Here is a 26,202-nt window from a genome sequence, read left to right as displayed (position 1 = left end):
GGGTCAGTCGTTCTCGCTGTCGGCCTCGTCGCTGGCGCTGGGGGTGGCCGTCGGCTGGCCGGCGCTGCCGCCGGTGGCCCGGCGCTCCAGCACCCCCTTGGTGAGGTGCGTCTCGACCAGGTCGAAGAGGATCTCGCGGATCTTCGGGTCGGCGGCCTTCACGGGCTCGCCGTCGGCCCGGACCACCATGCAGTACGCGAGGTAGTGGCCGCGTACCTGCCAGCCGACCCGGGCCGGGGCCTCGGTCAGCGCCTCGGTGTCGTCCCCGGCCGGCAGGCCGCGGAATCGGCCCTCCCGATCGTCGAGCAGTTGCCGCAGCCGGTCCCGGACGCGCTGGGCGGTGGCCTTGTCGGTCAGGTTGAACAGCCCGGCGGTGAGCAGGTGGTCCCCGTCGGGGGAGCGCAGGCTCGCCCGGACCACCTGGTTGCAGCCGAGCGTGGCGAGCAGGTCCGCCACCTCGCCGCTGGCGGCGACCGCGCAGCTTCCGCTGGACTGGGTCTTGAGCACCGCGTACGGCTCCGCGCCGTCGTCGACGGTGACCTCCCGGCCGGGGAAGACCTCCTTGACCGTCAGGGGAGCCGGGTCGGTGTCCCGGGAGTCGATGTCCTGCCGCTCGGTCGGGGACGGCGACGGGGCGGCGGCCGGCGGGTTCGGCGCGGCCTCAGGGTCGGTGGCCCGGTCGGCCAGCAGCGCGGCGCCGCCGAGCCCGCAGAGGGCGAACAGCGCCAGGACCGCCGCGCCGCCGAACACCACCTGCCAGAGCCGGGCGCCGCGGCGGCCGGTGTCCCGGGCGCGGCGGGACCGGGGCAGGTGCAGCGGTTGCGTGGTGGCGTACCCGTCGGCCGGCGGGGCGGGGCGCGGCGCGGCCGGTGGCGGCGGCGCGTAGGCCGGCGGCGGGGGCGGTGTGGCCGCGGGCAGCGCGATCCGGCTGGTCCGGGGCAGCGACGGCGTCGGGAAGCGGGACGGCGCGGGCCCGGTACGGGCGGGCGGGCGGTTCCAGGCCACCGACAGGTCGGACCCCGACCGGGGGCGCCCCTCGAAAGCGTCCTCATCGGACTCGTACCGATACACCATGTGGCCCAGAGTAGGGGTTATTGTCCCTTTAGGGGGTAATACCCGGAAACTGTGGCGGGTCCGCCGGTACGCCTCCGCTGCGTCCGCCGGCCGCCTCGGCGGGTACGCCGACCGGCCACCGGAGCGCCGCCCGAGACCCCGCCCGGCGGACGGCGACGTCAGTGCGAGAATGCCGGGCGTGACCGGCGACCACTACTTCTCCGCTGAACCCGGAACCGCCGCCCGCCCCCGGGAGGTCGAGTTCACCGTCGCCGGGCGCGACTACGCGCTGACCTCGGCCGGCGGGGTCTTCTCCGCCGACCGCCTCGACCCCGGCACCGCCGTGCTGCTGCGCAAGGCCGACCTGCCGGCCCCCGACGCCGCCGGCAACCTGCTGGACCTGGGCTGCGGCTTCGGCCCGATCGCCTGCGTGCTGGCCGGCAGCGCCCCGGCGGCCACCGTCTGGGCCGTCGACGTCAACGAGCGGGCCCGGGCGCTCACCGCCGCCAACGCCGCGCGGGTCGGCGCGGCCGACCGGGTCCGGGTCGCCGCCCCGGACGACGTGCCGGACGACGTGACGTTCGACCAGCTCTGGTCCAACCCGCCGATCCGGATCGGCAAGGACGGCCTGCACGAGCTGCTGCTGCGCTGGCTGCCCCGGCTCGCCCCCGACGGCGTGGCCTGGCTGGTGGTCGCCCGCCACCTCGGCGGCGACTCGCTGCACCGCTGGCTGGCCGAGCGGGGCTGGCAGGTGCGGCGGCACGCCAGCCAGAAGGGCTACCGGGTGCTGCGGGTCACCCGCTGACCGGGTGCGGCCCGGCCACCGAGCGGTCACCCGGGTAATCGGCTGTCGCCCGGCCGGCCCGCTCGGGCAGGATGCGGGCGTGGGATACGTGGACGTGGCAGCCGTCGGGCACATCCTCCCCGACGGCCGGGAGCTCTTCACCGACGTGTCGTTCCGGGTCGGCGAAGGCGCCAAGGTCGCCCTGGTCGGTCCGAACGGCGCGGGCAAGACGACGCTGTTGCGGATGGTGGCCGGCGACCTGCCCGTGCGCTCCGGCGGCATCGCCCGCTCCGGCGGGCTGGGCGTGATGCGCCAGTTCATCGGCATGATCGGCGACGATTCCACCCTCGCCGACCTGGCCCTGTCGCTCGCCCCGCCGGCGCTGCGCGACGCCGGCCGCCGGCTCGTCGAGACCGAGGCGGCCATGCGGGCGGCCGAGCTGCGCGGCAAGTTCGGCAACGCCGCCGCCAAGGCCCAGCTCGCGTACGCCGATGCGCTCGCCGCCTGGGGCGAGGCCGGCGGGTACGACGGCGAGGTCGTCTTCGACACCGTCGCCACGATCGTCCTCGACGTGCCGTGGGACGTCGCCCGGGACCGCCCGGTGCGTACCCTCTCCGGGGGCCAGCAGAAGCGCTTCGCGCTCGAACTGCTGCTGCGCGGGCCCGACGAGGTGCTGCTGCTCGACGAGCCGGACAACTTCCTCGACGTGCCCGGCAAGCGGTGGCTGGAGGACCGGCTGCGCGAGTCGGCCAAGTCGGTGCTCTACGTCTCGCACGACCGGGAACTGCTGGCCCGCACCGCCGACCGGGTGGTCGCCGTGGAGGGCGGCAGCGCCTGGGTCCACCCGGGCGGCTTCGCGAGCTGGCACGAGGCGCGCACGGCCCGGCACGCCCGCCTCGACGAGCTGCGCCGCCGCTGGGACGAGGAGCACCAGAAGCTGCGCGAGCTGATGCTGATGTACAAGCAGAAGGCCGCGTACAACGACGGGCTGGCGTCGCGGTACCAGGCCGCGCAGACCCGGCTGCGCAAGTTCGAGGAGGCCGGGCCGCCGCCCGTACCGCCGAAGGACCAGGACATCCGGATGCGCCTGACCGGCGGTCGGACCGGCAAGCGCGCGGTGATCGCCGAGCAGCTCGAGCTGGACGGCCTGACCTACCCGTTCGACCTGGAGATCTGGTATGGCGACCGGGTCGCGGTGCTCGGGGCCAACGGCACCGGCAAGTCGCACTTCCTGCGGCTGCTGGCCCGGGGCGGCACCGACCCGGACCCGGCCAACGGCCCGGTCGACGGTGCCGGCGCGCTGGCCCCGGTGGCGCACGACGGGGTGGTCCGGCTCGGCGCGCGGGTCCGGCCCGGCCACTTCTCGCAGACCCACGACCGGCCCGAGCTGATGCAGAAGACCCTGGTCGAGGTGCTGTGGCGCGGCGACGACCACCGGGCCGGGATGGACCGGCACGCGGCGATGGCCGCGCTGAGCCGGTACGAGCTGGCCGGGCAGGGCGACCAGCGGTTCGGCACCCTCTCCGGCGGCCAGCAGGCCCGCTTCCTGGTGCTGCTGCTGGAGCTGTCCGGGGCGACGCTGCTGCTGCTCGACGAGCCGACCGACAACCTGGACCTGGCCAGCGCGGAGGCGCTGGAGGCCGGCCTCGCGGCGTTCGCGGGCACGGTGATCGCGGTGACCCACGACCGCTGGTTCACCCGCTCCTTCGACCGCTTCGTGCTGTTCGGCAAGGACGGCGAGGTGACCGAGACCCCGGAGCCGGTCTGGGACGTGTGAGGCGCAAGGAAGGGCCCCTTGTTAACGCATAACGGTGTAGAAGGGGCCCTTCCTTGCACCTGGCATAGGGTTGGGTGCGTGACTGAGATGACGTACCGCCGGCTGGGCGACTCCGGGCTCGTGGTGTCCGTGGTCGGCGTCGGATGCAACAACTTCGGCCGTAAGCTCGACCTCGACGGCACCCGGGCGGTGGTCGACGCGGCGCTCGACGCCGGCATCACCCTGTTCGACACCGCCGACATCTACGGCGAGCCGCAGGGCGCCTCCGAGGAGCTGCTCGGCCAGGCGCTCAGGGGCCGCCGCGACGAGGTGGTGCTGGCCACCAAGTTCGGCATGGACATGCAGGGGGCCAACGGGGCTGACTTCGGCGCCCGGGGCGCGCGGCGCTACATCGTCCGCGCGGTCGAGGCGTCGCTGCGGCGGCTCGGCACCGATCACATCGACCTGTACCAGATGCACGAGCCCGACCCGGGCACCCCGATCGACGAGACCCTCGCCGCCCTCGACGACCTGGTGCGCGCGGGCAAGGTGCGCTACCTGGGCAACTCCAACTTCGCCGGCTGGCAGATCGCCGACGCCGACTGGGTCGCCTCGTCCAACGGGCACACCCGGTTCGTCAGCGCGCAGAACCACTACTCGCTGTTGGAGCGGGGCGTCGAGGCCGAGGTCGTCCCCGCCTGCGAGCGCTTCGGCCTGGGCCTGCTGCCGTTCTTCCCGCTGGCGAACGGCCTGCTCACCGGCAAGTACCAGCGCGGGAAGGCCGCCCCGGCCGGCAGCCGGCTCTCCGGCGGCGGCCGGTACGCCGAGCGCCTCGCCGCGGCCCGCTGGGACACCATCGAGGCGATCGGGGCGTACGCCGCAGAGCGGGGGCTCACCATGCTCCAGGTGGCCATCGGCGGGCTGGCCGCCCGGCCCGCGGTGACCTCGGTCATCGCCGGGGCCACCACGCCGGAGCAGGTGCGCGCCAACGCCGAGGCCGGCGCGTGGCAGCCCGGCGACGACGACCTGGCCGCGCTCGACGCCATCCTCTGAACCGGTTGAGGGGACGGGGGCCGGCCGACGAGGGACAGGGCCGACCGGCAGGGCCCAAACGACGAGGGACGCCGGGGCGACTCGCCCCCGGCGTCCCTCGCTCGGCTTGCGGCCCGGTCAGGCCGCCGGCCCCCCGGGCCCGGCCGGCCGACGCCGCCGCACGAGCAGCAGCGGCACCGCCGCCAGCAGCGCGACGGCGACGAGCCCGCCGGCCGCGTACGTCCACCAGCCGCCCGCCGACCGGTCCCGCTCGTCGGGCCCGGCCTGCACGGCGACGGGCCGGGGCGCGGGTGGCGTCTGGGCGGGGCGGGCCTGCACCGTGGCGGTCGCCGACGTCTTGTACGGGGCCGGCGCGGTGACCGTCACCCGCCAGCGGCCGGGGGAGAGCAGCGGGCCGCTGGAGTAGAAGCCCTGCCCCTCGCCGGCCATTTCGAGCTGCACCGGCCCGGCCGTCCGGTCGCCCTCACCCTTGGCGGTGAGGGTCAGCCGCACCGGCTGGTCCAGTGGGTGGCCGTCGGAGTAGACGGCCAGCACGGTGACCCCGCCGGCCCCGTCGCCGCCCACTGACAGCTTGAGCTTCCCGCCGTGCGCCGCCGCCGGGCCCGCCGGCAGCGCCACCAGGCACGCCGCGACGAGCGCGGCGGCGAGGATCCTGAGGGTACGCATCACACGTGCTCCACTCGTTCGGTTCGGGTGGGGCCGCCCCCGCCGTCGTGGTGCACGGCGGGAGCGGCCCCGTCTTCCGTTACAGCGAACCGCCCTCGGCGATCCGGGTGGGGTCGGCGCCGAGCCGGCCCGCCCCGTCGACCGACTTGTTGTTGTTCGCCTTGACGCCGGCCTTGGTGGCCGCGCCGCCGAGCCGGACGATCATGGCGTCGGCGTCGCGGACCAGCACGTCCCGGACGTCCGTGTCGGTCACCACCGCGGTATCGGTGGCCAACGCCTTGAAGGCGGTCAACTGCTGCACCGCCCGCTTGTCGTTGCCCTCGGCCTCGGAGGCCCGCACCGCGTCCAGCTTGTTGGACAGCTGACGGTGCGCCTTGGTGGTGAGTCGCCCGGTCGCCTTGAACCGGTCCAGCAGGTTCTGCATGTCCCGGAACGAGGTGGTGACGTAGAACCGGACCGTCGAGGAGGTGGAGTTGCCCGCCTTGTCGGTCGCGGTCACCGTCAGCTCGTGCAGGCCGAGCGGCAGCTCGTACAGCGCCTGGAGGGTGCCGCTGGCGTACGCCCGACCGTCCAGCACGCCGGAGGTCGTCTTGATGCCGGAGGTCGGGTCGACCGCCTGCCACGAGATCCGGACGTCCTGGCTGTCACCGTAGAGCTGGCCGTCGGCGATGCCGGAGACCAGCAGCGTCGGCTTGGTGCCGTCGATCTTGACGACCGCCGACTTCAGCGCCTCGACGTTGCCGGCGGCGTCGGTGGCCCGGTACAGCAGCTCGTGCGTGCCGTCCCCGGTCACCTCGACCGGCGTGGTGTACGCCGTCCAGGCGCCACCGTCGAGCGACCACTCCAGCTTCTTGACCCCGGAACCGGCGTCGGTGGAGGTGATCACCACCGGGACCGTGCCGGCGTGCCAGCCGTCGTCGTTCGCCGGGGCGAACGCCGCGGAGCTGACCGGCGCGGTTGCGTCGATCTTGACGTTGACCTTCTTGGCCTCCTCCACGTTGCCGGCCTTGTCGGTCGACCGGAACCGCACCTCGTGCGCGCCGTCACCGGAGACCTGCACCGGCTCGGTGTACGCGGTCCACGTGGTGGCCCCGTCGAGCTGGTACTCGGTGGAGGCCACCCCGCTGCCGCCGGCCTCGTCGGCCGCCGCGAGCGTGACCGTGGCCGGCGCGTTGTGCCAGCCCTCGGTCGGGGTGCCGGAGACCGTGGCGGTGGTCACCGGCGCGGCCGTGTCGGCGGCCTTGGTGGAGAGCCGGAAGTAGTCGAACGACGCGGTCTTCGACGTGGCCGCGTTCGCCCCGAGGGTGAACAGACCGACCTTCGGGGTGGCCCCGACGGCGGTGTTCGTCAACGTCTCGAAGGTCGTCCACTGCTGCCCGTCGGGCGAGTACGACGCGGTGAAGGTGTTACCGGCCCGGGCGAGCCGCAGGTGCCACACCGCCGAGGTCAGGTTGGAGACCTGCGGCTGCGGGTTCTGCGTCACCCCGGCGACCTCGCCGCGGAACTCGATCCGCCGGGAGACGGCCTGACCGGCCTGGTTGTCCACGATGAAGTCGAACTTGACGTAGTTGTCGTCGTCGGCGTGGACGATCAGACCCGCCTGCTGGTACTGCTCGGCCAGCAGGCTGCCGTCGACCTTCGTCTCCAGGGTCCAGTCGCCGGCCGGCGCGGTCTGGAGGATGAAGTTCGTCGGCCCGGTGTTGCTGGTGCCGTAGATGTCACCCTTCGGCACGTCGATCTGCAGCGCGCCACCGGTCACCCGGTAGGTGGCCGCGTCCTCCCGCAGGATCGCGTTCCAGCGGCACTTGTCGAGCGCGGTGCCGCCGAACTCGTCCGACGGGTCGACCGGGCCGGCCGGGGCGTCCGGCGTGACCTGGAAGAAGTCGAACGCCGCGTCCACCACCGGCGCGGTGGTGGCGCCGTTGAGGGCGAACAGGCCGATCCGGGGGTTGCTGATCCCGGCGAGCGCGGCGGACCGGCCGACCGGGGTGAACGTCGTCCCGTCACCGGAGAACGCCGCGGTCAGGTTGGTGCCGTCGCTGATCAGCCGCAGCCAGACGGTGTCACCGGCCGGCGCGGCGGTGGCGTCCGCCCCCTCGTTGCGGGGCGAACCGGCGGTCTCCCGGATGAACTCCACCCGGCGGGAACCGCTGTAGAGCAGGTCCACCTTGGCGTAGTTGTCGTCGTCGCCGTAGATCAGCAGGCCGGCCTGCTGGTAGTTGGCGGTGACGGGCAGGGTGACCTTCGTGGTGGCCTGCCAGGCCCCGCTGGGCGCGGGCTGGAGGACCAGGTTGGTGGCGCCGTTGGTCGTGCCGTACAGGTCACCGGAGGCGGTGGGCAGCCGCAGCGACCCGCCCGAGACCGAGTAGAGCTGGTTCTCCCGGACCACGGTCCAGCGGTTCTTGTCCAGGCTGGTGCCGACGAAGTCGTCCGAGCGCGCCCCGAAGCAGGACGTGTTCGCCGCCTCCACCTTCACCGGGACGGTCACGTACGCCTTCGCGCCCCGGGCGTCGGTCACCGTCAGGGTGGCGGTGAAGGTGCCCGGCACGGTGTACGTGTGGGTGGCGTCGAGGGTCGACGCCGTCTTGCCGTCGCCGAAGTCCCAGGCGTACGTCAGCGGGGTGTCGCCCTCGGCGTCGGTGGCCGTGCCGTCGAAGGTGACGGTGACCGGCGCGGTGCCGGTGGTCGGCGTCGCCGTGGCGCTGACCTGCGGCGGCGCGTTCTCGGTGACGCCGCGGCCGATGAAGTCCATCCAGTTGACGTTGAACAGCGAACCGGTGCCGCCGGCCGGGTCCTTGGCGAGGAAGTACAGCGTGCCCTCAGCCGGGCCGGTGACCGGGGCGGTCACGTCGACGAACTGCTGCCAGCCGCCGGTGTTCGGCACGTTGGCGGTCGCGACCAGCGGGCCGTCGACGGTGCCCGAGCGGACCTCGATCCGCCCGCCCTGGACGTCCGAGGCCGCCCGGAAGCGGATCGAGTCGATCCCGGTCAGGCTGGCCGGGGCGAGCGACCACCAGTCACCGTCCTCGATGAAGCCGATGTTCTGGTTGCCGCCGGCGGTGTCGGTGGTGGTCTCCTTCTGCACGCCCGGGTCGCCGCCGCCGGTGCTGCCGGGGGCCCGGCCGGTGGCGGTGAAGTACTCGGCCTGCTTGCGCTTGGGCTGGAGCTGCTCGATCGCCCGGCCGGTCAGCTCGCCGGCCCCGCCGGCGCCGCCCTTGTCGGTGTAGGTCGCCTCGAAGACGCCGAAGACGTTCGCCTCCGCGCCGTGGCCGGAGGCCAGCGAGGTCTGCACGGTGCCGGTGCAGCCGGTGTGCTGCTCCAGCGGGTGGGCGTGCTCGTCGTGGCCGAGCAGCACCTGGAGCTGGACCCGGTCACAGTCGATGGCGCCGTCCTCCGGGTCGGTCACCTTGATCGTGTACTTGACCTGGTCGCCCCACTCGAAGAAGCCGCCGTTCGGCGGGAACTCGATGGTCACCGTCGGTGCGGTGTTGCCGACCGTCACCGGCACGTTCGCCACGGCGGTACGACCCGCCGGGTTGGTGACGGTGAGCTGGGCGGTGTAGTCGCCGGCGGTGGCGTAGGTGTGCGTCGGGTTCGCCTCGGTGGAGGTCTGCCCGTCGCCGAACGTCCAGGAGTAGGTCAGCGTGCCGCCGTCGGGGTCGCGGGAACCGGCGCTGGAGAAGTTCACGGTCAGCGGCGCGGGCCCGGAGGTGGGGTCGGCGGTGGCCTGGGCGATCGGGGCCCGGGAACCGGCGGTGTAGTCGATCCGGTAGACCCCGGAGTTGTCGTTGTTGCCGCCGAAGCCGCTGCCCCACTCGATCAGGTAGAGCGCGCCGTCCGGCCCGAACTCGAAGTCCATCGGGCGGACCATGGTCATGCCGGTGAGCAGCTGGTTGATGTCGATCAGCGACTTGCCGTCCTGGCTGACCTGCATCGTGTACATCTTCGACTGGTTCCACTCACCGAGGAGCGCCTTGCCGTCGTAGTACGCCGGCCACTTGCGGTCCGAGGTGTTGTTGGGGTCGAACCGGTAGACCGGGCCGCCCATCGGGGCGCCGCCGCCGCCGATCTCGGGGAAGCGCGGGTCACCCGCGTAGCCGTAGTCCACGGTCGCCGGGATGGCCGGCGGCAGGTTGGTCAGGCCGGTGTTGTTCGGCGAGTCGTTCACCGGCGCGGCGCAGTCGAACTTCGCCCCGCTCGGCCCGTTCGGGAAGGTGTAGTCGTTGTACGCCTTGTTGTTGCCGGTGCAGTACGGCCAGCCGTAGTTGCCGGCGGTGGCGACGATGTTCCACTCCACCAGGCCCTCGGGGCCGCGGTTCGGGTTGGCCGCGTTGGCGTCCGGCCCGTAGTCGGCGACGTAGAGGGTGTCGGTCTTCAGGTCGACGCCGATCCGGAACGGGTTACGGAAGCCCATGCCGAAGATCTCGGGACGGGTCTTCGCGGTGCCCGGCGCGAACAGGTTCCCCGCGGGGATCGTGTAGGTGCCGTCGTCCTCGGGGTGGATCCGGATCACCTTGCCGCGCAGGTCGTTGGTGTTGCCGGCGCTGCGCTGCGCGTCGTAGTCCTGCCGGCCGGCCCGCTCGTCGATCGGCGTGAAGGCGCTCGACTCGAACGGGTTGGTGTTGTCACCGGTGGCCAGGTACAGGTTGCCCTTCGAGTCGAAGGTCATGCTGCCGCCCGCGTGGCAGCAGGTGTTGCGCTGCGTGTCGACCTGAAGGACGACCTTCTCGGTGGCCTTGTCGATGGCGTCACCGTTGACGGTGAACCGGGACAGGTAGTTGCGGGGGCCGCCACCGGCCGGCGCGTAGTACAGGTAGATCCACTTGTTGGTGGCGAACTTCGGGTCGAGGCGGAGGCCGAGCAGGCCGTCCTCGTTGCCGGTGAAGACGTCCAGCTTGGTCGCGGTGACCGTGTTGCCGGTGTCCGGCTTGATGATCTGCACCCGGCCGTCACGCTCGGCGTAGAACACCCGACCGTCCGGAGCGATGTCCAGCTCCATCGGGTTGTTGGTGTTGCTGTCCAGCGTCACCTTGTCGAAGTTCGAGGTCTTCGAGGCGCCGCAGTCGGCCTTCTCCACGCCCGCGGCGGTGCGGATGCCGCCGAGCAGGTGGGCGAGGAACTCGGGCTCCTGGTACGACTGCTGGGTGTGGCCGCCACCGGTGTACCAGGCCCGGCCGCCGTCGTAGTCCTGGCACCAGGCGGTGGGGTGGTCGGCGCCCATCGCGCCGCTGCCCGGGGTGTAGGACTTCTCGTCCAGGCTCGCCAGGACGTGCACGTTGGAGCGCGGGTTGGTCCGGAAGTTGTACCACTCGTCGAACCGGGACCACTTGTCCGGCAGCGTGGCCGTGGACGGGTGGGCGTGGTCCTCGACCTTGACGGTGGCCTGCTGGTTGGCCGGGTGGTTGTTGAAGTACGCGCCGACCAGCTTGCCGTACCAGGGCCAGTCGTACTCGGTGTCCGAGGCGGCGTGGACGCCGGCGTAGCCGCCGCCGGCCTTGATGTAGCGCTCGAACGCGGCCTGCTGGTCGGCGTTGAGGACGTCACCGGTGGTCGACAGCCAGATCACGGCCTGGTACTTCGCGAGGTTGGCGTCGTTGAACGCGGCGCCGTCCTCGGTCGTGTCGACGGTGAAGCCGTTGTCGACGCCGAGCTTCTTGATCGCGGCGATGCCGGCCGGGATCGCGTCGTGCCGGAAGGCGGCGGTCTTGGAGAAGACGAGCACCGAGAACGGGTCGGTGGCGGCGGCCGCCACGGGGGCCGCCGCCAGGGGCGCCGCCTGCGCGGCGGCCGGTGCGGCCTGGGCGGGGGTGCCGGCGACCAGGCCGGTGGCGACGAGGGACAGGCTGAGAAGTGAGGAACTGAGGATGCCGCGAGGTATGCGGCGGCGGCGGGATGGAGACACTCCATGCTCCTTTTGTCCGAGCTGGACAGTGGTGGGCTCGGGGACGACTTCGCCGCAGACCGTCCCCGGTCGGTGCGGTGCCGGGCCAGACCAGGGCCCAGGCACCTGTAACGTCGGTGCGGGCCCAGGCCCGCACCTGTCGGACCGGCACGCGAGGGGGTCGCGTGCCGCTGGTCGGTGCGCGGCCACGCCAGGGCCGTTCACCGGTCGGATCGGGGTGCGCGACCACGCCAGGGCCGCGTACCGGTAGGTCGGTGCGGGCCACGCCGAGGCCGCGCGCCGAAATATGTCGATCGGTTGAACAAATTAGCGCCGCTGGAATCGTTTCCGGCAAGGCGTCGGCGTGTAACGATTCGGTATCGGCGCTCGGCCTATCCGGCGCATGCGGAGAAATGGGGAGAAGCGGATCGCTGGCCGGTGGATCGTGGTCTGGACCACCGGTCGGATCCCTTGGCGGATCGACCGATCCGTCGTACGGTGACACGGAAGTAACCCACGGGAGCCCGGTGGACCGGGCTGAGAGGGGGGCTGGAGCCCCCGACCGTCGAACCTGATCCGGGTAATGCCGGCGCAGGGAGGAGAGTTGCCGTGCCGTCCCTTGGGCGACTGCATCTGATCACCGACACCCGGCCGGGGCGGGACCCGCTCGCCGTAATGCGCGCCGCCCTGCCGGTGGCCCGCGCCGAGCTGGTCGTCCAGGTGCGCGTCACCGACGACGCCACCGACCGCGAGGCGTACGACCTGGCCCGGCGGGCGGTCGCCCTGTGCGCCCCGTACGGGGCGATGTGCCTGGTCAACGACCGGCTGCACGTGGCGCTCGCGGTCGGCGCCGCCGGCGGCCACGTCGGCGCGGACGACCTGCCGGTCGCGGCGGCCCGCCGGGTCCTCGGCCCCACCGCCGTGCTCGGCGCGACCGCCCGGGCACCGGGGCCGGCCGCCGAGGCGGTGGCCGGCGGGGCCAGCTACCTCGGCGTCGGCCCCTGCCACGCCACCGACACCAAGGCGGGCCTGCCCGACCCGATCGGCCCCGCCGGGGTACGCGCCGTGGCCGCGGCCGTGGCCGTGCCGGTGATCGCCATCGGCGGGGTGACCGCCGCGGCGGTCCCGGCGCTGCGCGCCGCCGGGGCGTACGGGGTGGCGGTGGTCGGGGCGCTCTCCACCGCCGCCGATCCGGCGCGGGCCACCGCCGACCTGCTCGGGGCGCTGACATGCTGACCGGGGGCGGCGCGCTGGGCGGGGGCGGCGCGCTGGGCGGGGGCGGCGTGTTAGGAGGGGGCCCTTCCTATGCAGAAAGCGTTAACAGGGGGCCCTTCCTTACCGACGTGGCGGTAGTGGGGGGTGGGGCCGTCGGGCTGGCGGTGGCGTGGCGGTGCGCGGCGCGCGGGCTGCGCGTCGCCGTGCACGACCCGGCCCCCGGCTCGGGCGCGTCCCACGCCGCCGCCGGGATGCTGTCGCCGGTCGCCGAGTCCTACTTCGGCGAGCGGGAGCTGACCGCCCTGCTGGTCGCCTCGGCCGCCCGCTGGCCCGCGTTCGCCGCCGAGCTGACCGCCGCCAGCGGCGTCGACCTCGGGTACCGCACCGAGGGCACCCTCGTCGTCGGGCTCACCGGCGACGACCTGGCGCAGGCGCAGCGGCTGTGGTCGTACCAGCGGGAGCTCGGGCTGCCCATCAGCCCGTTGCGCCCGTCGGAACTGCGCGACCGCGAACCGGCGCTCGCCACCCGGGTACGCGGCGGCGCGATCGCCCCCGGCGACCACCAGGTCGACCCGCGACGGCTGGTCACGGCGCTGCGCACCGCCGCCGAGCGGGCCGGCGTGACCCTCGTCGCCGGCGGGGTGCGGGCGCTGTCCGACCTGGACGCCCGGGTCACCGTCGTCGCCGCCGGCTGCGGGGCCGCCGCCCTCACCGGGCTGCCGGTCCGGCCGGTCAAGGGCCAGATCCTGCGGCTGCGCGCGCCCGACGGCGGCCCGCCGGGCTTCCGGCACGTCATCCGGGGGTACGCCGACGGCGAACCCGTCTACCTGGTGCCCCGCTCCAGCGGGGAGGTGGTGGTCGGCGCGACCGTCGAGGAACGCGCCGACACCGACGTGACCGCCGGGGCGGTGCTGCGGCTGCTCCGCGCCGCCGTGGACCTCGTCCCCGAGCTGGCCGAGTACGACCTGGTCGAGGCGACCGCCGGGCTGCGCCCCGGCACCCCCGACAATCGGCCGATCATCGGGCCGCTGCCCGGCCGGCCCGGCGTGCTCGCCGCCACCGGCCACCACCGGCACGGCATCGTGCTCACCCCGGTCACCGCCGACCTCGTCACCGAGCTGATCGTCACCGAGCCGACGGGCCCAGCGGCGGCGGACCCGCTGCTCGCCCCCTTCACCGCCGAGCGGTTCGCCGGCCAGCGCCGGCCCGGCTGACCGCCGCCGACCCGACCGACCCGCGCCACCGACCCGCGCCACCGACCCGCGCCACCGGTCCGACCGATCGCGTCCGGCCCGGCCCGGCGCGTCCGGCCCGGCGCCCCGTCCCCGGTGGCGGGCGCAGGGCGCATCCGAGGAGGAACACGCACATGGAACTGACGGTGAACGGCGTCGGGCGTACGCTGCCCGCCGGCGCGACCGTGGCCGACCTGGTCGGCCTGGTCACGGATCAGCGGCGCGGCCTCGCCGTCGCGGTCAACGGCGAGGTGGTGCCGCGCGGCGGCTGGCCGGCGACGGTGCTGCGCGACGGCGACCGCGTCGAGGTGCTCAGCGCCGCCCAGGGCGGGTGACGGCATGTCCCACGAGAACACCCCGTTCGAGCTGGGCGGCGTGACGTTCCGGTCCCGGCTGATCCTCGGCACCGGCGGCGCGGCCAGCCTGCACGCGCTGGAGCAGGCGATCCGGGCGTCCGGCACCGAGCTGGTGACGCTCGCGCTGCGCCGCGTCGACACCGCCCCCGCCATGGGCGGCGGGCTGCTGGACCTGCTGGAGCGGTGCGGGGTGCGGCTGCTGCCGAACACGGCCGGCTGCTACACGGCCGGCGAGGCAGTGAAGGTGGCCCACCTGGCCCGCGAGGCGTTCGCCACCCACTGGGTGAAGCTGGAGGTGATCGGCGACGAGCGCACGCTGCTGCCCGACGGGGTGGAGCTGCTGCGCGCCGCCGAGACCCTGGTCGCGGACGGCTTCACCGTGCTGCCGTACACCTCGGACGACCCGATCCTGGCCCGGCGGCTCGCCGACGTCGGCTGCGCGGCGGTGATGCCGGCGGGCGCGCCGATCGGCTCCGGCCTGGGCGTGAACAACCCGCACCACATCCGCCTGATCCGGCAGAGCGTCGACGTGCCGGTGATCCTCGACGCGGGGATCGGCACCGCGTCCGACGCGGCGCTCGCCATGGAGCTGGGCTGCGACGCCGTGCTGCTGGCCAGCGCCGTCACCCGGGCCGCCGACCCGGTCGCGATGGCCACCGCGATGAGGTACGCGGTCGAGGCGGGCCGCCTCGCGGCCGGGGCGGGCCGCATCCCGCGCCGCTTCCACGCCCTGCCCTCCACCCCCGACGAGGGAAGGCCGGCCCTGTGACCCCGCCCCCCGCCCCGCCTTCTGCGGATCTTGGAAAACTCCTGCCCCTGGAGGGGCCGGAATCTTCCAAGATCTCGGCAACCGCTCCCGGCGGCGTCGTGATGCTCACCGATCGGCGGGTGCTCCCGCCCGGGGCGCTCGCGCGGGTGGTGGCGGGCGCCGTCGCCGGGGGAGTGCGCTGGGTGGTGCTGCGGGAGAAGGACCTGCCCCGCGCCGAGCGGGCCGCGCTCGCCGCCGAGCTGCGCCCGATCCTCGCCGAGGCCGGCGGCACCCTGGTCGTGGCGGGCCCCGACCCGCTCGGCGGCGACGCCGTGCACCTCCCGGCCGCCGGCCCGTACCCGCCACCGCGCCCCACCCCGGCCGACCACGCCCCCGCCGACTCGGTCGACCGCCCCGGCCCCGCCGATCGCCCTGGCCTCGCCGGCCGCCCCGACCCCGCCGGTCAGCTCCGCCCGTGGCTCGTCGGCCGGTCCTGCCACGACGCGGCCGAGCTGGCGGGGCTGACCACCGAGGACTACGCGACCCTCTCGCCGGTGTACCCGAGCAGGTCGAAGCCCGGCTACGGCCCGCCCCTGGGGCCGCGGCGGCTCGGCGAGCTGATCCGGTTCAGCCCCGTGCCGGTCCTCGCCCTCGGCGGCATCGAGACCCCGGACCAGGTGCGCGCCTGCGTCGAGGCGGGGGCGGCGGGCGTGGCGGTGCAGGGCGCGATCATGCGCGCCAAGGACCCGGCCGAGGCAGCCGCCGAGCTGACGGCCGCCTGGGCTGAGGCCCGCAGCCGCCACCCTCGGGCGGAGGCCGAGCGCACGGGGCTGCGGCCGACCGTGCCCACGCAGGGATCAAGCCTGACCGCCCGGAGTGGGCACGGTCGGCCGCAGCCCCCCACCGCAACCACCGCCGCAGTCCCGGCCGCACCCACCGCCGCACCCGCCGACCGTCGAGCGAACGGGGCGACCAGGTGACCCCGACGACCGTGCTCACCATCGCCGGCTCCGACTCCGGCGGCGGCGCCGGCATCCAGGCCGACCTCAAGGTCTTCGCGGCGCTCGGCGCGTACGGCACCAGCGTCCTCACCGCCGTCACCGCCCAGAACACCCGGGGCGTGGACGCCGTCCTGCCGCTGCCGCCGCGCACCGTCACCGAGCAGCTCGACAGCGTGCTCGGTGACTTCCGGGTGCGGGCGGTGAAGACCGGCATGCTCGGCGTCCCGGCCGTCGCCGACGCGGTCGCCGACGCCGCGCGGGCGGGACGCCTGCCGCACCTCGTCGTCGACCCGGTGCTCGTCGCCACCAGCGGGCACCGGCTCGGCGTGGTCGAGGCGGTCGAGCGGCTGCTGCCGTACGCCGAGGTGGCGACGCCGAACTGCGCGGAGGCCGCCGCCCTCACCGGACGCCCGGTGACCACGGTCGAGGAGATGGTGGCCGCCGCCGAGGCCCTCGCCGCCGGCGGCCCGGCGCACGTGGTGGTGACCGGCGGCGACATGGACGCGGCGGGCGAGTCGGTGGACGTGCTGGTCGGCGGCGGGTCGACCACGCTGCTGCGCGCGCCCCGGGTGCGCACCCGGCACAGCCACGGCACCGGCTGCTCGTTCTCGGCGGCGATCGCCGTGCGGCTGGCGGCCGGGGACCCGGTGCCGGCGGCGGTCGCCACCGCCAAGGAGTACGTCACCCGCGCGCTGACCGGCGCGCGGGACTGGGAACTGGGCGCGGGACGCGGCCCGCTGGACCACTTCGGCTGGTCCTGACCACCACCTGGGAGGCAGTCATGCAGGCACGACGCAAGGTCTACGTCGAGGGGGCCCGGCCGGACGTCCGGGTGCCGTTCGCCGAGGTCGATCTGACCGGCGACAATCCGCCGGTCCGGCTCTACGACACCTCCGGCCCCGGCTCCGACCCGCAGGTGGGGCTGCCGCCGCTGCGCGGGCCGTGGATCGCCGAGCGCGGCGACGTCGCGCCCGTGCGGGGGGCGGGCACCCCGCTCGCGGGCGCGGACGGGAAGCGGCCGACGCAGCTCGCGTACGCGCGGGCCGGGGTCGTCACCCCGGAGATGGAGTTCGTGGCGATCCGGGAGGGGATGGCCCCGGAGTTCGTCCGCGACGAGATCGCGGCCGGCCGGGCGGTGCTGCCGCTGAACGTCAACCACCCGGAGTGCGAGCCGGCGATCATCGGCAGGGCGTTCCTGGTGAAGGTCAACGCCAACATCGGCACCTCGGCGGTCACCTCGTCGGTCGCCGAGGAGGTGGAGAAGCTGACCTGGGCCACCCGGTGGGGCGCGGACACCGTGATGGACCTGTCCACGGGCAAGCGGATCCACGAGACCCGCGAGGCGATCGTGCGCAACTCGCCGGTGCCGATCGGGACGGTGCCGATCTACCAGGCCCTGGAGAAGGTCGGCGGCGACCCGGTGAAGCTGAGCTGGGAGGTGTTCCGCGAGACGGTGATCGAGCAGGCCGAGCAGGGCGTCGACTACATGACGGTGCACGCCGGGGTGCTGCTGCCGTACGTGCCGCTGGCCGTGGACCGGGTGACCGGGATCGTCTCCCGGGGCGGGTCGATCATGGCGGCCTGGTGCCTGGCGCACCACGAGGAGAACTTCCTCTACACCAACTTCCGCGAGCTGTGTGCGCTGCTCGCGCGGTACGACGTGACGTTCTCCCTCGGCGACGGGCTGCGCCCCGGCTCCATCGCCGACGCCAACGACGAGGCGCAGTTCGCCGAGCTGCGCACCCTCGGCGAGCTGACGAGGATCGCCTGGGAGCACGACGTGCAGGTGATGATCGAGGGCCCCGGGCACGTGCCGATGCACAAGATCAAGGAGAACGTGGACCTCCAGCAGGAGTGGTGCCACGAGGCACCGTTCTACACCCTCGGCCCGCTGACCACGGACATCGCCCCCGCGTACGACCACATCACGTCGGCGATCGGCGCGGCGATGATCGGCATGTTCGGCACCGCGATGCTCTGCTACGTCACGCCGAAGGAGCACCTGGGCCTGCCCGACCGGGACGACGTGAAGGCCGGCGTGATCGCGTACAAGATCGCGGCGCACGCGGCGGACCTGGCCAAGGGCCACCCCGGCGCGCAGGCGTGGGACGACGCGCTGTCGAAGGCGCGGTTCGAGTTCCGCTGGGAAGACCAGTTCAACCTCTCGCTGGACCCGGAGACGGCGCGGTCGTACCACGACGCGACCCTGCCGGCCGAGCCGGCGAAGACGGCCCACTTCTGCTCGATGTGTGGCCCGAAGTTCTGCTCCATGAAGATCACCCAGGAGCTGAAGGAGTACGCGGCGCGCGGCATGAAGGACAAGTCGGAGGAGTTCGTCTCCTCGGGCGGCCGGGTGTACCTGCCGCTGGCCTGACCTTGGCCCGCCCGCCCGGCCGGGCTGGCCTTGCCTGCGCCCGGAGCCATGTCGGCGACGTGCGGGTGTCCCGCCGGGGCTGACCCCGCCACGGCGCCGACATGGCGGTGGGGTCAGTCCCGGTGGTGCCGGCCGGAGGGGCGCAGCGAGCGCCGGCCGGCGTCCTCCGACCCGCCGTCCTCGCCCGACACGGGGCGGGCGAGGCCGGTGACCCAGTCGACGTACTCCTCGTCCTGCGCCGGCAGCTGTTCCGGGTCGCGGCGGTCGTCCCGCTCGGCCGCCGCGTCCACGTCGTCGGCCGCGCGCGTCCGGCCGCGGCGGAACAGGGGCCGCAGGAGGCGGGACCGACGGGCGACCGCGTCCTCCGGGGGCGTACCGGGCGTCGCCGGGTCCCCGGGCTCGCCGCCGGGGGCGGCACCGGGCTCGCCGGCCGGGGCCGGGCCTGTCCCGGCGGCGGGGGCCGGCCCGGTCGTCACGCCTGCGGTCGGCCGCGGCTCGCCCGGCCCGCGGTGCGGGGGCTGTGTACCGCCCGCAACGGCGTGGCCCTCGGCTGCGGGTGGAACGGCCCGCCGGGTGGCGTTGCCGAAGGCGTCCCAGCTTCCCGCCCGGTCGAGGTCGGGCAGGGGCAGCCGAGGGCGGGGTCGCGGGGCCGGCTCGGTCGCCTGGCCGGTCCCGGCCGCGTCGGCGGTGGTCCCGGGGGTGTCGGCGGTGGATCCGGCCGCGTCGGCGGTGGTCCCGGCGGTGTCGGCGGTGGTCCCCGCCGCCGTGTCGGTGGTCCCGGCCGCGGGCGTTCCGGAGGCCATCGGCCACTCCCAGTGCGCGGGGGGCGCGCCGGCCGGACCGTCGGCCCCGGCCCGGTCCCGGGCGCCGTCGCCGCCGCTGCGGGGGGCGTCGCCGCGGGTGGGTGCGTCGTCGGTGCGGTCGTCCGGCAGCGGGTCGCCGACGGTCGCCGGGACCCGGCGGGCCGTGGCCGCGTCCGGGTGGTCGGCCGGGTCGTCGGCGTCGCCGGTCACCGGTGGGGTGGGCCCGGTCGGCAGCGGCCGGAGGATGTCCGTCGGCTCGATCGCGGACTGGCTGCCGCCCACAGGGGGCGTGCCGGGCAGGCCGGTGCCGCGCCCCCTGGTCAGGCCGGCGGCGCGCAGCCCGGACAGGGCCGCGCGGAGCGTGCCGGACGGGCCGGCGCTGAACGCCTCCGGCGGGGCCGCGCCCCGCGCCCCCGGCCCGTCGGCCGGGAGGTCGACCACGCCGGCCGGCCCGTCGGCCAGCGGGCCGGTGCCGGCGGAGCGGGAGAAGAGGGGCCAGCGGGCCAGGGCGGCGGCCGTGGCGCCGAGCAGGCCGGTGGCGACCGCGAGCAGGGCGCCGTAGTAGGGCGCGAGCTGATACCGGTCGGCCGAGTCGCCCGGGCCGGCGGTCAGGTAGGCGAAGGCGACCAGCACGGGGCCCGCCGCCCCGGTCGCGCCGGCGATCAGCGGCGGGTGCCCGCGCCGGCGGGCCAGCGCGCCGGTGGCCGCGCCCGCGAGCAGGGCCACCAACGGCAGGACGATCGTGGCCAGGCTCTGCGCCGCGTCGGCGGCGAGCCAGCCCGGCTCGAACACCCCCAAACGTACGGTCGGCAGCGGGCCGGTGCCGACGAGGGCCGGCAGGGCCGAGACCAGGGCGAGGAACCAGACCGTGCCGGCGACCGCCGCGACGTTCCAGCCCAGCGGCGGTCGCAGCAGCACGGCGAGCGCCGCGCCGGCACCGACCACCGCCCCGAGGGCCGCGCAGATGCCCATCGCCCAGACCGGGTCCACGCTGTTGAGCTGGGTGGCCCGGGCCGGCTGCATGCACAGCGGCGCGACGACGGTCGCGCCCAGGGCCGCCGCGCCGGCCAGAGCGAGCTGCCCGGTCGTGGTGCCGGTGACCGGGTCGGCGCTGGCGACCCGTTCGGTGACCACCGCGCCGACCACGGCGGCGAGCGCCGCGCACCAGCCCACCCAGACGAGCTGGGCGGGCCACCGGTTGACGGTGGCGTCGGTGAAGTCGCCGGCGATCCGCACGATGCCGAAGCCGTACGCGATGCCGAGCTGGCCGGCCCCGGCCAGCATGCTCACCCCGAGCGCGGCGAGCAGCGGCTTGCCCCACGTCCGAAAGGCCATGTCGGGCACGTTACGGCCCGGTGCGCCCGATCGCCACCTTGGCGCCGCGCGGCGCGGCGACGCGCCCGGCCTGGGACTACTTGAGCTCGACCAGCCGCGCCAGGTACGTCGTATCCCCGACATTGGTGAGCATGTGGACGGCGCCCGGGTCGCGGTAGACGACCCCGCCGGTCGGCTCGTCCGCATCGATGGTGGCGCCGTCGATCGTCTGCACCACGTTCTTCGCGCCCTGGACGGCGATCACCAGGTACGGGTGGTCGTGCCGGTGCAGCGGCTGCCGCTCGCCCGGCTCCAGCCGGATGTGCCACACCCGCACCCGGTCGTTCTCGTAGACGATCTCCTGGCCCACCGGGCCCAGCTCGGTCCCGTCGATCACGTCGGTCATGCGGTCAGCCTCCAGTGGCGGGAGCGTCGGCGTGCCGCAGGTGCGGGAGCACCTCGGCGGCGATGAGCTCCAGGTGGTCGAGGTCGGCGAGGTCGGTCAGCCGCAGGTGCACCCGGGTCGCCCCGACGGCGGCGAACTCGCCGATCCGGTCGACGAGCCGGGCGGGCGAGCCGACCACCAGGTCCTCCGGCGGCAGGGCGCTCTTGGCGTGCAGCGGCGCGGCCCGCCGCCGCGCCTCGGCGTCGGTGCGCCCGATCGCCACGGCGATGGCGGCGGAGAAGACGAGCGGCGTCCGCCCCGACGCCGTACGGCCGTGCCGGTCGCAGGCCTCGACCACCCGCTCGTACGCGGCGGCGGTCGTGGCGACGCTCTTGAACGGCATGTTGAACTCGTCGGCGTACCGGGCGGCCAGCTCGGGGGTGCGCTTGGGGCCGCGCCCGCCGACGATCACCGGTGGGCCGGGCCGCTGGACCGGCTTGGGCAGGGCGGGCGCGTCGACCAGGCGGTAGTGCTCGCCGGTGAAGTTGTACGTCTCGCCGACGGGGGTGCGCCACAGGCCGGTGATCACTTCGAGCTGCTCGGCGAGCCGGTCGAAGCGCTCGGTGACGGCGGGGAACGGGATGCCGTACGAGGTGTGCTCCCGCTCGTACCAGCCGGCGCCGATGCCCAGCTCGACCCGGCCGCCGCTCATCTGGTCGACCTGGGCGACCATGACGGCGAGCGGCCCGGGCAACCGGAAGGTGGCCGAGGTGACGAGGGTGCCGAGCCGGATCCGGGTGGTCTCCCGGGCCAGCGCGGCGAGGGTGAGCCAGGCGTCGGTGGGGCCGGGCAGACCGGGGTCGGTGCCCAGGAACTGGTAGTGGTCGGCCCGCAGGAATCCCTCGAAGCCGCCCGCCTCGGCGGCCCGGGCGAAGCGCAGCTGGTCGTCGTAGGTGGCGCCCCGGTGCGGCTCGGTGAAGACGGTGACCCGCACGGTCATCGCCCCGCCGCGCCCGCACCGCTGGCGACGGGCGCGGCGGGGGCGTCGCGTTCCATCAGCAGCTCGTGCAGCTCGGCGCTGACGCGGGCCACGTCGGCGAGGTGGGCGTTGCGGCCGAGGGTCCGGGGCCGGGGGATGTCGACCTCGACGATCGCGCGGATCCGGCCGGGACGGGGGCTGAGCACGACCACCCGGTCGGCGAGCAGCACCGCCTCGTCGATGGAGTGGGTGACGAAGACGACGGTGGCCCCGCTGGTCATGTGCACCCGCTGGAGCTCGCCGGAGAGCTCCTCGCGGGTGAGCGCGTCCAGGGCGGAGAACGGCTCGTCCATGAGCATCACCCGGGGGTCGCCGATCAGCGACCGGCACAGCGAGACGCGCTGCTGCATGCCGCCGGACAGCTCGTGGGGCAGCCGCTTCTCGAACCCGGCGAGCCCGGCCAGGTCGAGCAGCTCCCGGGCGCGCTCGCGGTGCCCGGCCCGTCTCCACCCGAAGATCTCGACGGGCAGCAGCACGTTGTCCAGCACCGACCGCCAGGGCAGCAGGGCGGGGCGCTGGAACAGCATGGCGATGTCGCGGCGGGGGCGGGTGATGGGCGTGCCGGCGACGGTGATCTCCCCGGCGGTGGCCGGCAGCAGGCCGGCGATCATCCGCAGCAGGGTGGATTTGCCGCAGCCCGAACGCCCGAGCACGGCGACGAACTCGCCCTCGGCGACATCGAGGTCGATGCCCCGCAGCGCCTCGACCCGGCCGGCCCGGCCGTCGAAGGTGCGGGACACGCCGGACAGTCGGATCATCGCCGGTGTCCTCCCTGAGTGGACCATCAGGACCGCAGCTAGAGTAGCCCGCCGCCGTCCGGAGGCAATGGCCCGGGGTGGAGATCAGTTCGTTTCCGTTCCGAGACACACACTCCTCGCTACACCGGCAGGTCTCTTGCGTAGTCTGTGCCGGCGAAGAGTCCCCTCACGACGATGGCGTCGGCTCCCCCCTCTGTCGACGCCGTTGCTCTCGACGACCCGCCCGGAGGCGTATCGCCCCTGGTCGGAAAGGACATGGTGCACAGATGAACAGGCTGACCCGCACGGTCGCCGCGGCCCTCCTGGCCTCCGCCCTCACCCTCGTGTCCGCATGCAGCAGCGACTCGGACGCGTCCGACGCCAAGGGCGGCGACGGCAAGTCACTGGAGAAAGTGACCTACCTCACTTCCTTTGGCAACTTCGGCCGGGACTCCTACGCCTGGGTGGCGAAGGAGAAGGGCTTCTTCAAGGAGGCCGGCTTCGACGTCGAGATCAAGCCCGGCCAGGGTACGGGCGCGGTGATCCAGACCATCGTCGGCGGTCAGGCCGACTTCGGCCCGATCGACCTCACCGGTGGTCTCCTCCAGCTCGGCAACGGCCAGGCCAAGGACTTCGTCGCCGTCGCGGCGATCCAGCAGCGCACCATGGCGGCCATTGTGACGGTCGAGGGCAAGAACATCGCCTCGCCGAAGGACCTGGAGGGCAAGAAGCTCGCCGACGCCCCGGCGTCCGTGGTCCGCAACCTCTTCCCGACGTACGCCCGGCTCGCCGGCGTGGACGTCAACAAGGTGACCTGGGTCAACGGCGAGGCGCAGACCCTGATGGGCACCCTCGCCTCCGGCTCCGTCGACGGCATCGGCCAGTTCGTCGTAGGCCAGCCGACGGTCGAGGCGGTCACCAAGAAGAAGGCCGTCCTGCTGCCCTACAGCAACGTGATGCAGGACCTCTACGGCAACGTGCTGATCACCTCCAGCAAGATCGCCAAGGAGAAGCCGGAGATGGTGAAGCGGTTCAGCGCCGCGCTGATCAAGGGCCTGGAGTACTCCCTGGCGAACCCGCAGGAGGCCGCCGAGCTGCTGAAGAAGAACGTCGACGCCACCAACCCGGCGGCGGCCGCCGCCGAGCTGCAGCTCATGGCCGGGTACGTCCGGTCGAACAACTCCGGCACCAAGATCGGCACGCTGGACAGCGGCCGGGTCGCCAAGAGCATCGCGATCCTCCAGGGCGCGGGCTCGCTCAAGCAGAACCTCACCCCCGACCAGATCATCGACTTCAACCTCGTGCCGCAGTCCTGACCGGTCCGACAAGTCAGCAGGGGTGCGCCCCGCCGGCCTCCGGCGGGGCGTACCCCCGTTCCGTCTCCCGGCCGCCGCGCCGGATGGATGAGGAGAAGAAGATGACCGACCTCCGGTCACCGGAGCCGGCGCTCGCGGGCCCGCCCGTCGAGCAGCGCCGCACCGCCGTGGGACGCGGCGTCCTCGGCACCGGCGCGCGGGCCGGCGCGAACGGCCTGCTGCTGCCCGGCGCGGGCCTGCTGGTCGCGTTCGCGGTGTGGTGGCTCACCGCCCGGCTGGAGCTGGTGCACCCCGCCGCGCTGCCCACCCCCGGCTCGGTGCTGTCGGCGTTCACCGACAAGCCGGACCGAATGCTGGAGCACACGCTCGACACCATGTTGGAGATCCTGATCGGCTTCGCGCTCTCCGCCGTGGCCGGCGTCCTGCTCGGGCTCTCCCTGGCCGCGTCGCGCACCGTCGAGCGGATGTTCACCCCGCTGCTGGTCGCGGTCAACGCGGTCCCGAAGATCACCCTGGGGCCGCTGCTCGTGGTCGCGCTCGGCTGGGGCCAGAAGCCCATCCTGACCATGGTCTTCCTGCTCTGTTTCTTCCCGATCGTGCTCTCCACCGCGACCGGGCTGACCACCACGCCGTCCGACCTGGCCGAGCTGGTCCGCTCCCTGAACGCCTCCTGGTGGCAGGCGTTCCGCAAGGTGCGCTTCCCGGCCGCGCTGCCGCAGATCTTCGTCGGCCTGAAGGTGGCGATGCCGCTGGCCGCCATCGGCGCGGTGATCGGGGAGTTCCAGGCCGGCGAGAGCGGCCTCGGGTTCGTCATCACCCAGTACGCCGGCATCGGCGACACCGCGACCGCCTGGGCGGCGATCATGCTGGTGGCGCTGGTCAGCATCCTGCTCTATTCGGCGCTGGTGTTCGTGGAGCGCCTGGCCCTGCCCTGGGTGCGGGCGACCACCTCGACGAGGTGAATCGACGATGGGCCCGCCGGTCGACCGGCGGGCCCATCGTCGCGTGCCGTCAGCCGGCGAGCCGCCAGCGCCCGCCCCGGGCGACCAGCGTGGTGAGGGCCTGCGGCATCAGCCCCGAGTGGTTGTCCGGCGTCATCCGGATCGGCCCGGAGAGACCGTCCATCTGGGACGTCTCCAGCACGTTGCGCAGCCCGTCCCGGCCGGCCTTGCCGGGCGCGCCGCCGGCCCGCAGCTCGGCGTCGGCGATGAGCTGCACGGCGTCCGCGGCGAACGAGGAGAAGCCGTTGTAGCCGCCGAAGCGCGCCGTGTAGTCCTGGAACCACTGGCGGCGGGCCGCCTTGGCCGGGGTGGTGGCGATGACGTCGTCGATGACCATCGTCTGGGTGAAGATCAGGGTGGCCCGCTCAGCCGACCGGGACGACGCGCCCAGGAACAGCTCCCCGGCGGCCGAGGCGTCGAAGAACAGCGAGCCGGTGAACCCGCCCGTCTGGGCCGCGCCCGCGGCGAGCATGGCCTGCTCCGGCGGGGTCCAGACGACCATGGCCTGAGGCTCCCGGGCGGCCAGCGTGGCGACCTGCTGGCTGACGTCGGTGTCGGTGGTCTTCACCGCCTGGTCGCTGAGCAGCTTGATGTTGGCCTTGTCGAACTCGCGCCGCAGCACGTCCAGCCCTTCGCGGCCGTAGCTGTCGTCGCTGTTGAGCACGGCCACCTTGCGGATGCCGCGGCGGCGCAGCTCGGTGGTGAGGGCGGCGGCGCTGTCGGCCGCGTTCGGGGCCAGCTTGAACAAGTAACGCCGGTCGGCGACCGGGGTGGCCACGGCGCTGGACGAGGCGAGCGCGATCGTCGGGATCTTCTTCTCGTTGATCGTACGCGCCGCGCCGACGGCGCACTCGTTGCAGCCGCCCATGATGATCGCGCTCACCCGGGCGTCGTTGCTGAAGTCACCGATGTTGCGCAGCGACTCGCTCGCGTCCGACCGGTTGTCCTTCACCTTGAGCTCGATCCTGCGGGCGCCGAGCGCGCCCGAGGCGTTCATCTGGTCGACCTTCAGTTCCAGCGCGCGCTGGTACGCCTTGCCCACCGGGGCCGCGGAGCCGGACAGCTCCAGGTCCACGGCGATCACGATCGGGCTCGTATCCTGCTCCGCCGCGCCGAACTGGCAGCCGGTGAGCGTGGTGGCCAGGACGGCCGAGGCGAGCGCCGCGATGGTCACGGAGCGGATGGGAGTCAACTCTGTCCTCCAGGTGCGGCGCGGGCGCGAGCCCGGTCACCGCCGCTTGTTCCGTCCTCAGTGGAGAAACGGGATTGGTCTGCCGTACGGTGTGCGCGAAGCCTGCAAAACCTTGCCAATGCCGGGCCCTGTGGTCAAGCGCGGATGCTCCGAAGCTTTTCGGGACGGGCGTCCCACATGTTGGGGTAACCCGATGTTTGCAAACGCTTACTTTGCATAAGCGCGCGACCACTCTGGAGTCACATCCCCTGATCAGGGGCTTGGGGAAATGAAGGTATTAGTTGACCGGATCACGC

At 74.0% G+C, this 26,202-nt stretch carries 20 protein-coding genes and 1 riboswitch; of the genes, 12 read left to right on the top strand and 8 right to left on the bottom strand.

Annotation, left to right across the window (positions count from 1 at the left end):
* Nucleotides 1-3: 3 nt before the first annotated feature.
* Entirely contained in the window at nucleotides 4-1,074 is a 1,071-nt protein-coding gene (locus ACFYWL_RS01130) for a hypothetical protein (protein ID WP_386965679.1), read from the bottom strand.
* A 178-nt stretch (nucleotides 1,075-1,252) separates the two neighbouring features.
* On the opposite strand from ACFYWL_RS01130, the gene ACFYWL_RS01125 reads away from it, so the two are divergent.
* From ACFYWL_RS01125 to ACFYWL_RS01115, 3 genes are all read left to right on the top strand, one after another.
* The gene (locus tag ACFYWL_RS01125; protein WP_386965677.1) at nucleotides 1,253-1,858 is read left to right on the top strand and encodes a class I SAM-dependent methyltransferase; all 606 of its coding nucleotides are present in this window, start codon (nucleotides 1,253-1,255) and stop codon (nucleotides 1,856-1,858) included.
* Between the two features lie 79 nt (nucleotides 1,859-1,937).
* Complete coding sequence (locus ACFYWL_RS01120; RefSeq protein WP_386965674.1) at nucleotides 1,938-3,614, top strand: ABC-F family ATP-binding cassette domain-containing protein; 1,677 nt, start codon at nucleotides 1,938-1,940, stop codon at nucleotides 3,612-3,614.
* Between the two features lie 87 nt (nucleotides 3,615-3,701).
* On the top strand, nucleotides 3,702-4,646 hold the full coding sequence (locus tag ACFYWL_RS01115) for an aldo/keto reductase (RefSeq protein WP_386966694.1): 945 nt from the start codon (nucleotides 3,702-3,704) through the stop codon (nucleotides 4,644-4,646).
* Nucleotides 4,647-4,763: 117 nt separating this feature from the next.
* Here ACFYWL_RS01115 and ACFYWL_RS01110 read toward each other — a convergent pair whose 3' ends face one another.
* Together ACFYWL_RS01110 and ACFYWL_RS01105 are read right to left on the bottom strand one after the other, a co-directional pair.
* A complete protein-coding gene (locus ACFYWL_RS01110) occupies nucleotides 4,764-5,312 on the bottom strand; it encodes a hypothetical protein (RefSeq protein ID WP_386965671.1) in 549 nt (182 codons plus the stop codon).
* 79 nt (nucleotides 5,313-5,391) lie between these two features.
* The gene (locus ACFYWL_RS01105) at nucleotides 5,392-11,214 is read right to left on the bottom strand and encodes a ThuA domain-containing protein (protein ID WP_386965668.1); all 5,823 of its coding nucleotides are present in this window, start codon (nucleotides 11,212-11,214) and stop codon (nucleotides 5,392-5,394) included.
* 486 nt (nucleotides 11,215-11,700) lie between these two features.
* Nucleotides 11,701-11,808: riboswitch (TPP riboswitch) on the top strand.
* Here ACFYWL_RS01105 and ACFYWL_RS01100 point away from each other — a divergent pair.
* From ACFYWL_RS01100 to thiC, 7 genes are all read left to right on the top strand, one after another.
* On the top strand, nucleotides 11,803-12,429 hold the full coding sequence (locus ACFYWL_RS01100; protein ID WP_386965665.1) for a thiamine phosphate synthase: 627 nt from the start codon (nucleotides 11,803-11,805) through the stop codon (nucleotides 12,427-12,429). (Overlaps the previous riboswitch by 6 nt.)
* 47 nt (nucleotides 12,430-12,476) lie before the next feature.
* On the top strand, nucleotides 12,477-13,622 hold the full coding sequence (gene thiO / locus ACFYWL_RS01095) for a glycine oxidase ThiO (RefSeq protein ID WP_386965662.1): 1,146 nt from the start codon (nucleotides 12,477-12,479) through the stop codon (nucleotides 13,620-13,622).
* 152 nt (nucleotides 13,623-13,774) lie between these two features.
* Nucleotides 13,775-13,975, top strand: coding sequence for a sulfur carrier protein ThiS (gene thiS / locus ACFYWL_RS01090; protein ID WP_386965659.1), 201 nt, complete (start codon nucleotides 13,775-13,777; stop codon nucleotides 13,973-13,975).
* 4 nt (nucleotides 13,976-13,979) lie between these two features.
* A complete protein-coding gene (locus ACFYWL_RS01085; protein ID WP_386965656.1) occupies nucleotides 13,980-14,765 on the top strand; it encodes a thiazole synthase in 786 nt (261 codons plus the stop codon).
* Between the two features lie 101 nt (nucleotides 14,766-14,866).
* Entirely contained in the window at nucleotides 14,867-15,724 is an 858-nt protein-coding gene (locus ACFYWL_RS01080; protein WP_386965654.1) for a thiamine phosphate synthase, read from the top strand.
* The gene (thiD, locus tag ACFYWL_RS01075; protein WP_386965651.1) at nucleotides 15,721-16,506 is read left to right on the top strand and encodes a bifunctional hydroxymethylpyrimidine kinase/phosphomethylpyrimidine kinase; all 786 of its coding nucleotides are present in this window, start codon (nucleotides 15,721-15,723) and stop codon (nucleotides 16,504-16,506) included. Before ACFYWL_RS01080 ends, thiD begins: the two co-directional genes overlap by 4 nt.
* A gap of 20 nt (nucleotides 16,507-16,526) precedes the next feature.
* Entirely contained in the window at nucleotides 16,527-18,119 is a 1,593-nt protein-coding gene (gene thiC / locus ACFYWL_RS01070; protein ID WP_386965648.1) for a phosphomethylpyrimidine synthase ThiC, read from the top strand.
* Between the two features lie 113 nt (nucleotides 18,120-18,232).
* Here the strand turns inward: thiC and ACFYWL_RS01065 are convergent, their stop codons facing one another.
* The 4 genes from ACFYWL_RS01065 to ACFYWL_RS01050 form a co-directional block, all read right to left on the bottom strand.
* On the bottom strand, nucleotides 18,233-20,257 hold the full coding sequence (locus tag ACFYWL_RS01065; protein ID WP_386965646.1) for a hypothetical protein: 2,025 nt from the start codon (nucleotides 20,255-20,257) through the stop codon (nucleotides 18,233-18,235).
* A 76-nt stretch (nucleotides 20,258-20,333) separates the two neighbouring features.
* On the bottom strand, nucleotides 20,334-20,642 hold the full coding sequence (locus tag ACFYWL_RS01060; protein WP_386965643.1) for a cupin: 309 nt from the start codon (nucleotides 20,640-20,642) through the stop codon (nucleotides 20,334-20,336).
* A 4-nt stretch (nucleotides 20,643-20,646) separates the two neighbouring features.
* Nucleotides 20,647-21,615, bottom strand: coding sequence for an LLM class F420-dependent oxidoreductase (locus ACFYWL_RS01055; RefSeq protein WP_386966691.1), 969 nt, complete (start codon nucleotides 21,613-21,615; stop codon nucleotides 20,647-20,649).
* 2 nt (nucleotides 21,616-21,617) lie between these two features.
* Nucleotides 21,618-22,418: an ABC transporter ATP-binding protein gene (locus tag ACFYWL_RS01050; RefSeq protein WP_386965640.1), complete on the bottom strand. Its 801-nt coding sequence runs from the start codon at nucleotides 22,416-22,418 to the stop codon at nucleotides 21,618-21,620.
* 266 nt (nucleotides 22,419-22,684) lie between these two features.
* Here ACFYWL_RS01050 and ACFYWL_RS01045 point away from each other — a divergent pair, with 266 nt between their 5' ends.
* Entirely contained in the window at nucleotides 22,685-23,713 is a 1,029-nt protein-coding gene (locus tag ACFYWL_RS01045) for an ABC transporter substrate-binding protein (protein WP_386965638.1), read from the top strand.
* A gap of 101 nt (nucleotides 23,714-23,814) precedes the next feature.
* On the top strand, nucleotides 23,815-24,675 hold the full coding sequence (locus tag ACFYWL_RS01040; protein ID WP_386965635.1) for an ABC transporter permease: 861 nt from the start codon (nucleotides 23,815-23,817) through the stop codon (nucleotides 24,673-24,675).
* Nucleotides 24,676-24,724: 49 nt separating this feature from the next.
* Here the strand turns inward: ACFYWL_RS01040 and ACFYWL_RS01035 are convergent, their stop codons facing one another.
* Entirely contained in the window at nucleotides 24,725-25,906 is a 1,182-nt protein-coding gene (locus tag ACFYWL_RS01035; protein ID WP_386965633.1) for an ABC transporter substrate-binding protein, read from the bottom strand.
* Nucleotides 25,907-26,202: the final 296 nt, after the last annotated feature.

The sequence above is a fragment of the Micromonospora sp. NPDC002575 genome (assembly GCF_042889525.1).
Classification (GTDB): domain Bacteria; phylum Actinomycetota; class Actinomycetes; order Mycobacteriales; family Micromonosporaceae; genus Micromonospora; species Micromonospora carbonacea.
The sequence above is the reverse complement of the archived record's forward strand: the minus strand, read 5'-3'. Positions and strand labels throughout refer to the sequence as shown.